Here is an 11,452-nt window from a genome sequence, read left to right as displayed (position 1 = left end):
CTGGTGCGCCGCACCAGTTGGGCGGCGGCGAATTTCGTCAACTCAACCGCAGACCCGGACGCCCTCGTTATTTCCCAGCGGGACTGGGAACGCTTGCTGGATCAACTGGCCTCGACGGCCTGAAATGGCCAAAGTCGAGGTGGAATTGAACTAAATATTTCAAGTGTCGGGACTGCTAATCTAGCTAGCAATACCTTTGAAAACAATTCCAGCTTCACTGGAGCCGGTGCTTCCGTTAATGTTTTTAATGGTGTTGCTACAATTACTGGCAATACCTTTACGGGTAATGCAGCAACAACGAATGGTGGCGGAGTCGCTGCTGGCGCATCGAACGGGTCTGTCACGTTGACGGGCAATAAGTTTAGGAACATAAGTACTTCAAGTGAAATATTTGTAGGCGCCAATAATTGCAAAGCATTGATTTAAAAGAAAGATAAATAATTAAGCGCTCATAGCGAATATATTGATGTACTTATGTAGGATCGGGTGGTGGGGCATCTATCAGTACATCTGGAAGTGGTGCCATCAACTTGATCGGTAATGTTTTTGACATCAATCGCTCAGCCACAGGAGGAAGTGCATACTTCGGCGGTGGTGCCTATGTCGTGACCGCGACCGGTACCGCTACACTCAACGGCAATGTGTTCAACACCAACAATGCGGCGCACGGCGGTGGCGCTGCTGTCGTAACGACCCAAGGCGTCTTGACTCTGACCAACAACACACTATTTAACAACGCCAGCAGCGTCGATGGTGGCGGTCTCTGGCTTGCCGTGTCGAGCGAGACCCCGACCACATCGGTCTACAACAATCTGTTTTGGAGCAACGCCGCGCCGATCGGCCGCGATTTCTATATCAATAACGACAACAACAATAACACACTCCCCTCGCCGCTCGTCCTAAAGAACAACGATTTCAACCAGACCGCGACCACCGGCTACTGGACCAAGATCGCGATCACCATCGACCCGAGCAATCGGAACGCAGTCAACCCGCTGTTCGCCGACGATTTTCTGCATCTGTCTGCGGCCTCTCCGATGATTGATGCCGGCGACAATGCGGCGCCCGAGCTGCCGACTACCGATATGGATGGCCAGGCGCGCAAGTCAGGCGCGGCGGTGGATCCGGTGGTGGATATCGGCGCCGACGAGTATGTGGGCCCGACCGACCAAGTCATTATCTTTTGTCCCGCCCCGACCATCGTCGTTGGCGGCACCGGCACCGTGTGCGCCACCGGCGGCAACTCCGGCAACCCGGTGACCTTCACCAGTCAGACCCCCGCGGTTTGCACCAGCAGCGGTACCGATGGCAGCACCATCACCGGCGTGGCCGCCGGGATTTGCACTATTGCCGCCAACCAGGCCGGCAATGCCAACTACAACGCGGCGACGGCGACCCAGTCCTTCAGTATCGGCAAGGGCAATCAGACCATCACCTTCGGCGCCGCCCCGACCATCGTTGTCGGCGGCACCGGGACGGTCACCGCCACCGGCGGTAACTCCGGCAACCCGGTGACCTTCACCAGTCAGACCCCCGCGGTTTGCACCAGCAGCGGCACCAATGGCCGCACCATCACCGGCGTGACCGCCGGGGTCTGCACCATCGCCGCCAACCAGGCCGGCAATGACAATTACAACGCGGCCCCGCAAGTGACCCAGGGCTTCAACGTCGGCAAGGCGAACCAGGCCATCACCTTCGGCACCGCCCCGACCATCGTCGTCGGCGGCACCGGGACGGTCACCGCCACCGGCGGCAACTCCGGCAACCCGGTGACCTTCACCAGTCTGACCCCCGCGGTTTGCACCAGCAGCGGCACCAATGGCCGCACCATCACCGGCGTGGCCGTTGGGATCTGCACCATCGCTGCCAACCAGGCCGGCAATGCCAATCACAACGCGGCCCCGCCAGTGACCATAAGCTTCAACATCGGCAAGGCGAACCAGACCATCACCTTCGGCCCCACCCCGACCATCGTCGTCGGCGCCACCGGGACGGTCACCGCCACCGGCGGCAACTCCGGCAACCCGGTCACCTTCACCAGTCAGACCCCCGCGGTTTGCACCGGCAGCGGTACCAATAACAGCACCATCACCGGCGTGAGAGCCGGAACCTGCATCATCGCCGCGGACCAGGCCGGCAATACCAACTACAACGCGGCGGCGACGGCAACCCGGAGTTTCGCGATCAATAGTCCGGAGTTCTGTTGGGAATGCTTGCCCAGCCGCACGGGTTGGCGGTCGATTCTCAAGTGATTGGTGCAGCACGGTCGTGTTGGCCGTTGGGGTTCCTTCGTCACCCCAACCTACGGCGCTGGAACCGGGACGGCAACGATGAGTGCGACGGCGGGGCCGGGGTGATGCACGGCCGAGTGGGGTGCTGATCGACCATCAGGCGCCGGGTTTCGCGCGTGCGGGTACAAGCGCGCGCCGGAAACTGGCACACTTAGCAAGGCGAGCCGGGGACACCCGTCCCCGGCGTCATGCTCCCACTGATGAGGCCTCCGAAAGTATTATGAGCGACACGGTCAAGTACCTGCTCGACGAAGAACACCTGCCCAAGCACTGGTACAACATCAACGCGGACCTACCGGTCCCGCTGGACCCGGTGCTGCACCCCGGTACCCAGCAGCCGATCACCGCGGACGAGTTGGCGGTGATCTTCCCGCGGGCGGTGATCGAGCAGGAGATGAGCACCGAACGTGAGATCGAGATTCCCGAGCCGGTGCGCGCGGTCTATCGGCAGTGGCGTCCCTCGCCCTTGTTTCGCGCCCGCCGGCTCGAGCAGGCACTCAAGACGCCGGCCAAGATCTACTACAAGTACGAGGGCGTGAGCCCGGCCGGCAGCCATAAGCCCAACACCGCGATTCCGCAAGCCTTTTACAACAAGATCGAGGGCGTCAAGCGGATTGCCACCGAGACCGGTGCCGGCCAGTGGGGTTCCTCGCTGGCGCTCGCCGGTTCCTTCTTCGGGCTGGAGATCGTGGTCTTCATGGTCAAGGTCAGTTTCCAGCAGAAGCCCTACCGGCGCGCGTTTATGGAGGCGTTCGGCGCGCAGTGCATCGCGAGCCCCTCCGAGACCACCGCGTCGGGCCGTGCCATCCTGGCCGAGCATCCGGACAGCACCGGCAGTCTGGGGATCGCCATCAGCGAGGCGGTCGAGGTCGCCGCCCAGCGTGACGATACCAAATACGCCCTGGGCAGCGTGCTGAACCACGTCCTGTTGCATCAGACCGTCACCGGGATCGAGTCGATGCAGCAATTGGCGATGGCGGGCGACTACCCGGACCTGATCATCGGCTGCACCGGCGGCGGCAGTAACTTCGCCGGTCTGGCCTTTCCCTTCCTGGGCAAGCAACTGCGCGAGGGCGGCAAGATCGAGTTCATCGCGGTCGAACCCTCGGCCTGTCCGACCCTCACCAAGGGATTGTTCGCCTACGATTACGGCGATACCGCCCACCTGACGCCCTTGTGCAAAATGTTCACGCTCGGTTCCAGCTTCGTGCCTCCAGGCTTCCACGCGGGCGGGCTGCGCTACCACGGCATGGCGCCCCAGATCAGCCATCTGGCGAAGTTGGGCTATATCGCCCCGCGCTCCTACAATCAGCTCGAGTGCTTCGCCGCGGGGCTCCAGTTCGCCAAGGCGGAGGGCATTATTCCCGCGCCCGAGGCCAACCACGCGGTGCGCGCGGCCATCCACGAGGCCGAGAAGTGTTGTGAGTCGGGTGAAGCCAAGACCATCCTGTTCAATCTGTGCGGACATGGTCACTTCGACATGCAGGCTTACACGGACTATCTGGGCGGCAAGCTCAAAGACCTGGTCTATGCCGAGTCCGAGGTCGCCCTGGCGCTGGCCGGCCTGCCGTCGGTTGGTTGAGGCGCGGCCGCGCGTGACCGGACTCCAACTGTATGGGCGTCGGGTTCCGGCGTCGCCGGGCGGTTTCCCGGTGCGCCGGGGTCTGCGGGCATGGTGTCGGGCCGGGCTGGCGCTGCTGGTTCTGGGGAGCCGGACGGCCCTGGCGGCGGCCGGCGGGCCGGCGGCGGGGTTGCCGGCCTTGGCCCCCGAGAACGATCTATCGGCTCAGGTGGAGCGACTCACCGAACACGTCCACGGGATGGAGGGCAAGCTCAAGGAGTCGGCCGCGGCGCGCCGGACGGCCGATCAGGCGCGCATGGAGGCGGAACGGCGGCTGGCCGAAAACCTGCAAGAGACCGCCCGGTTGAACGCGCAGATCGGCCTGTTGCGTGAGGCCAAGGCCGCCCTGGAGGAGCGTCTCGCGCACGCCGAGGAGGAAAACAGCCGCGCGGCCGAGCGGCTCGTTGTCGCGGAGGAACAGATGCGTCGTGCGAGCGGGGTAGGGGAGGCCGAGCCCCGGCGCGGCGATGGTCCGGACCTGCCGTCCGAGCCTGGCCAGCTTCCGCCGGGGGCGACCCTGGTGATCCCGTGATCCCTCGGTAACTCAGGGTGGCCGCCGCCAACGGCGTGTCGGCAGCGCGGCTTATGGTGGATGCGCCGCGCTTATCCACCCTACGAAACCGGCTCAGTTGTAGGGTGGATAAGGCGCGCCGCTCGGTGTGAGGGGTCCGGCATGTCGGTCGCGCGCCGCATCCACCAGAGGTCGCGCGATGCCGCCCAAATTTGGAATTGCCAAAGGCCGCGCGAACCCTTTGACGCGGCGCTGCTTCTCCGTATAATGCGCGGTTTCCCGCGATCCGGGAAACTCCTTGCCTCACCGCCGTAACAGTCCAAGACGTCGGGCGGGAGGCTGTCAATCCGTGAGGAGCAGTTGATGCGACATTATGAAGTGGTGTTTCTGGTTCACCCGAGCCAGAGTGAACAGGTGGCGGCCATGGTCGAGCGCTACCGCGGTAATCTGGAGAAGCGGGGCGGTGTGGTGCACCGGTTCGAGGACTGGGGGCGGCGTCCGCTCGCCTACCCGATCAACAAGGTGCACAAGGCGCACTACATCCTGATGAATGTGGAGTGTGACCAGGAGGCGATCGACGAGCTGGAGAGCGCCTTCCGTTTCAACGACGCGGTGCTGCGTAACCTGATCATCCGGCGTGATGCCGCGGTCACCGAGCCGTCCGCGCTGGTGAAGACCGGCGAAGAGCGCGAGCGCCCGGAGCCGCTGGGCGGCGGCGATGCAGACAACGATTAGGCGCAGCAACTACACCTGAGGACAACACATCATGGAAAACAGCTCCCGTTTCTTCCGCCGCAAGCGTTACTGCCGGTTTACCGCCGAGGGTATCGCCGAGATCGACTACAAGGACCTCAACCTGCTCAAGGCCTACGTGAGCGAGTCCGGCAAGATCGTGCCGAGCCGCATCACCGGGACCTCGGCCAAGTACCAGCGGCAACTGGCCCAAGCCGTCAAGCGCGCCCGCTTCCTGGCGTTGCTGCCCTATACCGACGGGCATTGATGGGATCCTGCCGCAGCACCCGCGCGGCTGAGCGCGGGTCCGGCGGTCGCCGATCCGATTGCGGTTCAGCATCTGCATCCGACCCATGAAATTCCTGGCTGCACTCATTATGCGGGGGCCGGTCCAGGCGGCCTTGGTGACCGGAGCGACCGGCCTGTTCGCGCTTCTGTTTCCGCTGATCGGGTTGTTCAGCAGCGCGTCCATGGCGCTGGTCACCCTGCGCGGCGGGGCCAAGGCGGGCGCCCTGGTCGGGGCGATGGCGGCCGCGGGATGCGCACTCGCGTGTGTGTTCGTCTTCGGGTCGCCCTGGCCGGCCCTGGTCGTCGTGACGGTGCTGTGGCTGCCCGTATGGGCGCTTGGGATCGCGTTGCGGTTTTCCCGCTCCTTGGCTTTCGCCATTCAGATGGCGGGGTTGGCCGGGGTGATGCTGGTCTTGCTGTTTTACGCGTTGACGGCCAACCCGGTGGAGTACTGGGTCAATTTCCTGGAGCCATTGAGTCAGGCGGTGGTCAAGGACGGCCTTTTTGACGCGGCGAATGCGCAGGCGCTGTTTGCCCAACTGGCGCGTTGGATGACCGGGATCTTTGCCGCCGGCCTGCTGCTGCAAGTCCTCCTGGGTCTGTTCATCGGGCGCTGGTGGCAGGCCGCGCTCTATAATCCGGGCGGCTTCGGCGCGGAATTTCGGACTTTGCGTCTGCATCCGGCGTTTGGTGCCGTCGGTGTCGTGCTGGTTGCCCTGATCGGTTTCACGCGGGGCCCCGGCCTGGTCGCGGATCTATTGATCGTGCTGTCCCCCCTGTGGCTGTTACAGGGATTGGCGGTGATTCACACCCTGCAAGCGGCCTATGGCCTGCATCGCGGTTGGTTGGTGGGTCTCTACGTGCTGTTGGTCGTATTTATGCCCCACGCCGAAATCTTAGTGGCGTGTCTGGGACTGGTGGATATCTGGGCCGATCTGCGTGCCCGTCGCGGACGGCGCCCCCCCAGCCCCGGCTGACGGCGGCGCGCGCGGCGGCCGCATCCGGGGCGGTCCCCCAAGAGACTGAGGAAAAGAGAAGTGGAAGTCATCCTGCTGAAGAATGTCGGTCGTCTCGGCGCGCTTGGCGACAAGGTCAAGGTGCGCCCCGGATACGGCCGTAATTACCTGGTCCCCGGCGGTTTCGCGGTGACCGCCACGGCCAAGAACCTGGAAGCCTTCGAGGCGCGCCGCGCCGAGTTGGAGCGCGCCGCGGCCGATAACCTGGCGAGCGCGCAGACGCGCCAGGCCTCGCTTGCGGGGACCCGGGTGACCATCGCCCGCAAGGCCGGTGAGCAGGGTCGCCTGTTCGGCTCGGTCGGCACCGGCGACATCGCCGCGGCCCTGACCGCCGCGGGTGTCCAGGTCGCCAAGGCGGAGGTGCGCCTGCCGGGCGGTCCGTTCCGCGCCACCGGTGAGTTCGAGGTGGCGCTGCACCTCTACACCGACGTGGACGCGACCATCACGGTGGACATCGTCCCCGAGGCTTGACCGCGGCCTTGATCCTCGGCTTCCGCCGCAGTCCTGAGGCGGAGATCGGGTTCACAGTCGTGTCGGGGCGGGTTTAAAACCCGCCCCTACGTCGTGCTATCACATCCGACGGCTCTATTTCCTGGCGAGCTTGGCGCCTTGGCGTGAGCTTTTGGGGGATTTGGGCTGACCGCCGACGGTTCTTCCCAGGATGATCCATCGCCCCTTGCCCGCGTCCGCGGGAGGGGCCAAGATCCCTGCCGATCGATCCCTCCCCTGCGACTGATGGTGTGCCGATCCGCTTGGCCGCGCGGCACCGGGGTGGGCTTTGCCATTCATCAGGTTGTCGCGCGGACGACCGGCGCGGTGCCGGTGTACCGCTCGCGCCCGCGGGGGGAACATGCTCGAACCGACCGACCAGGAACTCCTGGTTCCCTATGCCGACTCCGCAACCGACAGTCTGCGGACGCCGCCTCACAATATCCACGCCGAACAGTCGCTGCTCGGCGGTCTCATGCTGGATAACAGCACCTGGGATCGGATCGCCGACATGGTGGTGGAGCGCGACCTCTATCGGCGCGAGCATCGCCTGGTGTTTCGCGCGATTGCGAAGCTCGCGGAGGCCGATCAGCCATTCGACGTGGTCACCCTGGCCGAGACCCTGGAGCGCACCCAGCAATTGGAGCCGGCCGGCGGGCTCTCCTATCTCGGCACGCTGGTCAATGAGACCCCGAGTGCGGCCAACATCAAGGCTTACGCCAAGATCGTGCGCGAGACCTCGGTGCTGCGGCAGATGATCGCCGCGGGCACCGACATCGCCGACAGCGGCTACAACCCAGGCGGACGCGAAGCCTCGGAACTGCTGGACGCGGCGGAGCAGCGGGTGTTCGAAATCGCCGAACAGGAAAGCCGCGGCGGCGTCGGCTTCCAGCCCATCAAAACTCTGCTGACCCGCGCGGTCGAGCGCATCGACGACCTCTACCGGCGCGACGAGCCCATCACCGGTCTCTCCACCGGCTTCACCGACTTCGACATGATGACTTCCGGGCTGCAGCCCTCGGATCTGATCATCGTGGCGGGGCGGCCGTCGATGGGCAAGTGTGTGGAGGCCGGCACCGAGGTGCTGTTGGCGGACGGCAGCCTGGAAACCATCGAGACAGTCGTGCAGCGTCGCCAGGCGCGTTTGCTGACTCTGGGGGATGACTGGCGTCTGCATCAGACGCAGCCGAGCGCGTACGTCGATGACGGCATGAAGCCCGTCTTTCGGGTCACCACCCGCCTGGGCCGTGAGATCGAAACCACCGCCAGTCACCCGTATCTGACCGCCACCGGATGGCGTCCGCTGCTGGAACTGGCCCCTGGCGAGGCCGTCGCCGTGCCCCGGCGTCTGCCGGTCTTCGGCGACACCCCCATGCGCGACTGCGAGGTCCGTCTCCTCGGCTACCTGCTGGGCGACGGCGGTTTGACGGCCGGCTCGCCCAAGCTGACCAACGCGGACCCGCGCATCCAGGCCGATTTTGTGGCCGCGGTCGGCGCGTTCGGCGGGGTCTGTGCCGTAATCCGGGAGCGCGCCGCGCGCACGACTGACATTACCGTCGCCGCGGACCGGGTCGATCTGCGGGAGTGCCGCGTCCGCTTCGGTCAGGCGCTCAAGGAGACGATCACGCGGTTAGGCTGGTCCCAGCGGGATCTGGCCCTGGAACTGGGTGCCAGTCCGGCCAGCGTTTGTAACTGGACCCAGGGCCGTGCGATGCCCAACGCCACCCTCTTCGAAGGGATCAGCAGACTGTTTCCCGATGCGGTCGCGGCCTGGGTGCCGCAGGGGCGCGACAGCGCCGCGAAGAACGCCCCTAATGCGCTCACCCGCTGGCTCGACGGACTGGGGTTGTGGGGCCGGGACGCCCATGGCAAGTTTGTACCGGAGGGGGTTTTTCGTCTGCCCAAGGATCAGGTGGCGCTGTTCCTCAATCGGCTGTTTGCTACTGACGGCTGGGCGACGGTGCTCGCCACTGGCCAATCGCAACTCGGCTATGCCACGGTCAGCGACCGGCTCGGCCGACAGGTTCAGCACCTGCTGTTGCGCTTCGGGATCATCGCCAAGCGGCGGCTGCGGCAAATCAAGGGTCCAAATGGGCCGGCGCGCTGTTGGCAGTTGGACATCACCGACTCCAGATCCATCAAGACCTTCCTGGCCGAGATCGGCATCTTCTCCAAGGAGACCGCGCTGGAGCGGGTTCGCCAGGGGCTGGAGGGTCGGCGCGCGCAGACCAATCGTGATCTGATCCCGTTGGCGTTTTGGGATGCCATCGCCGCCGCCAAGGGTGACGAGCCCTGGCGGTGCCTCGCCGAACGCGCGGGTATTGACGGTGCGAGCAACATCCATGTCGGCCGCCGTGCCCTGACCCGCACGCGCCTGGCGCAACTTGCCGGGGCCTTGGGCGATAGGCGGCTCCAGGATCTGGCCGCGAGCGACCTGTATTGGGACGAGATCGTCGCTATCGAGCCGATCGGCTTGCGCCAGGTCTATGACCTGACCATCCCTGATACACACAACTTCATCGCCAACGACGTCTGCGTCCACAACACCAGCTTCGCAATGAACCTGGCGGAGCACGCCGCCATTCAGGGCCGCTATCCGGTCGCGGTGTTCAGCATGGAAATGCCGGGGGATGCGCTCGCCATGCGCATGATGGCGTCGCTGGGGCGGATCGACTCGCACCGGGTGCGCACCGGCAAGCTGGAGGACGACGAGTGGCCGCGCCTCACCTCCGCGGTCAACATCCTGGCCGGAGCCTCGCTCTTCATCGACGACACCCCGGCCCTGTCGCCCACCGAGTTGCGTGCTCGCGCCCGTCGGCTAAAACGCGAGCAAGGCGGGTTGGGGCTGGTGGTGATCGACTATCTCCAGCTCATGCAGGCGCCGGGCTCCAACGAGAACCGCACCACTGAAATCTCCGCCATCTCCCGCTCGCTCAAGGCGCTGGCCAAGGAGCTGTCGGTGCCGGTGGTGGCGCTCTCGCAGCTCAACCGCAGTCTGGAGCAGCGGCCCAACAAGCGGCCGGTGATGTCGGATTTGCGCGAGTGTGTGACCGGCGACACCTTGGTCGTCCTGGCTGACGGACGACGGGTGCCGATCCAGGATCTGGTGGGCAGCACCGCCGAGGTCATTGCGGTCGACGCGCAAGGCAAGCTGGTGCGGGCGGTATCGGATCGCATCTGGGCGGTTGGTCGGCGCCCCGTGCAGCGGGTGCGGCTGGCCAGCGGGCGCTGTATTCGGGCCACGGCCGAGCATCGCCTGTTCGCCGACGGCGGCTGGAAGACCGTCGGGCAGTTGGCCGCGGGTGATCGGCTGGCGTTGGCGCGGTGTCTGCCGGAACCAGGGGTGCCCGCGGTGGATCGCGCGAACGCCGCGGTCGAACCGCTCTTCGACCAAGGGGTGATCGAGCAAGCGCCAAGCAATCGGAGTTGGGATCAGGTGTCGGCAATCGAACCCGCTGGCGAGGACGACGTCTACGACCTGACCGTGCCGGGACCGGAAAGCTGGCTCGCGGACGGTATCGTCAGTCATAACTCGGGCGCCATCGAACAGGACGCCGACCTGATCGTCTTCATCTACCGCGACGAGGTCTACAACGTCGAGAGCAAAGACAAAGGCGTGGCCGAGATCATCATCGGCAAGCAGCGCAACGGCCCCATCGGCACCCTGCGGCTCGCGTTCCTGGGCAAGTACACCAAGTTCGAGAACTACACCGACAACTATTACGGTGAGGAGATGCACTGAGCCATTTGCGAAGCCACGTCCAGAGTCCGGCCATCGTGTCCAACTTGCCGCAACCAGACGGGCCGCAGCCTCGCATGGTCGCGCGAAGGAGTCCAAGGCTTCAGCCTTGGCCGCCACTGCCCTGATGGTCGTTCCAGTCGCTCGTGCTCGGGTCGAATCGAGGACGCTGCGAGAAGCCGATCTACGACGATCTTCGGACCACGCAGGCTCGACCTCCGGTGACGGGGGCGACTCCAACCGGAGGCCGACGCTTTAGCGGGCGGCGCCGCGTTCGTCTGAAGCCTCGGCCTGCGGTGTGTTCTGCGTGTATGCAGTTTCGGACTTCACCCATCGTCATTCCGTCCGTCGGGTGGACAAGCGCTCGGGCAGCCCACCGAATCCCGCGTCGGCGCATATTTTTGGCTTGTTGCTAAGGTGATTTCCGGGAAAGGGTTAAACGACATTTAGGGGCGACTGAAGTCGCCCCTGCAGTGCCCCTACTGCAGGCATGCACAGTCGGGATCGATATTCCTGGTAGGCGCCTGAAGAGTCGTTCTCACGCAAAGCCACAATTGTGTGAGCAACTGCCGGATTGAGATTCTATCGCGAACACTGCGCTTCGTGCCTCATCCTACGGCCGACGTTATCGAGACTTTATTAATTATGCGGACAAACTGCTGGCATAAATTGTATGCGGCAAAAGAAAGAACGACTGGATTCGCTTGATGTCGCTTTTTAGCGATTTCAAGGCAGAATTTAGTCTGTTTTTGAGATCATCACGGG

At 64.5% G+C, this 11,452-nt stretch carries 8 protein-coding genes; all 8 read left to right on the top strand.

The annotated features are described in order from the left end of the window. Window positions 1-605: 605 nt before the first annotated feature. The 8 genes from QZY03_RS11205 to dnaB all read left to right on the top strand — a co-directional run bounded on the left by QZY03_RS11205 (window position 606) and on the right by dnaB (window position 10,690). A complete protein-coding gene (locus tag QZY03_RS11205) occupies window positions 606-2,252 on the top strand; it encodes a choice-of-anchor Q domain-containing protein (protein ID WP_295581007.1) in 1,647 nt (548 codons plus the stop codon). A gap of 259 nt (window positions 2,253-2,511) precedes the next feature. After that, window positions 2,512-3,873: a TrpB-like pyridoxal phosphate-dependent enzyme gene (locus QZY03_RS11200; RefSeq protein ID WP_295581005.1), complete on the top strand. Its 1,362-nt coding sequence runs from the start codon at window positions 2,512-2,514 to the stop codon at window positions 3,871-3,873. A 13-nt stretch (window positions 3,874-3,886) separates the two neighbouring features. Beyond that, window positions 3,887-4,444, top strand: coding sequence for a hypothetical protein (locus tag QZY03_RS11195; protein WP_295581003.1), 558 nt, complete (start codon window positions 3,887-3,889; stop codon window positions 4,442-4,444). Between the two features lie 342 nt (window positions 4,445-4,786). Beyond that, window positions 4,787-5,158: a 30S ribosomal protein S6 gene (rpsF, locus tag QZY03_RS11190; protein ID WP_295581001.1), complete on the top strand. Its 372-nt coding sequence runs from the start codon at window positions 4,787-4,789 to the stop codon at window positions 5,156-5,158. Window positions 5,159-5,189: 31 nt separating this feature from the next. After that, on the top strand, window positions 5,190-5,423 hold the full coding sequence (gene rpsR, locus QZY03_RS11185) for a 30S ribosomal protein S18 (RefSeq protein WP_020504139.1): 234 nt from the start codon (window positions 5,190-5,192) through the stop codon (window positions 5,421-5,423). Between the two features lie 85 nt (window positions 5,424-5,508). Continuing rightward, on the top strand, window positions 5,509-6,420 hold the full coding sequence (locus tag QZY03_RS11180) for a hypothetical protein (RefSeq protein ID WP_295580998.1): 912 nt from the start codon (window positions 5,509-5,511) through the stop codon (window positions 6,418-6,420). A 60-nt stretch (window positions 6,421-6,480) separates the two neighbouring features. Continuing rightward, a complete protein-coding gene (gene rplI, locus QZY03_RS11175; RefSeq protein WP_295580996.1) occupies window positions 6,481-6,930 on the top strand; it encodes a 50S ribosomal protein L9 in 450 nt (149 codons plus the stop codon). 379 nt (window positions 6,931-7,309) lie between these two features. Then, window positions 7,310-10,690, top strand: a complete 3,381-nt coding sequence (gene dnaB, locus QZY03_RS11170; protein WP_295580995.1) for a replicative DNA helicase — start codon at window positions 7,310-7,312, stop codon at window positions 10,688-10,690. Window positions 10,691-11,452 lie beyond the last annotated feature (762 nt).

The organism is uncultured Lamprocystis sp., assembly GCF_903933125.1.
GTDB lineage: Bacteria > Pseudomonadota > Gammaproteobacteria > Chromatiales > Chromatiaceae > Thiodictyon.
This window is presented reverse-complemented; position numbering and strand designations above follow the sequence as displayed.

Coding starts and splice junctions, on each gene's coding strand:
- rpsF (WP_295581001.1), top strand. CDS start 4,787: ATGCGACATTATGAAGTGGTGTTTCTGGTTCACCCGAGCCAGAGTGAA.
- dnaB (WP_295580995.1), top strand. CDS start 7,310: ATGCTCGAACCGACCGACCAGGAACTCCTGGTTCCCTATGCCGACTCC.
- QZY03_RS11200 (WP_295581005.1), top strand. CDS start 2,512: ATGAGCGACACGGTCAAGTACCTGCTCGACGAAGAACACCTGCCCAAG.
- rpsR (WP_020504139.1), top strand. CDS start 5,190: ATGGAAAACAGCTCCCGTTTCTTCCGCCGCAAGCGTTACTGCCGGTTT.
- QZY03_RS11180 (WP_295580998.1), top strand. CDS start 5,509: ATGAAATTCCTGGCTGCACTCATTATGCGGGGGCCGGTCCAGGCGGCC.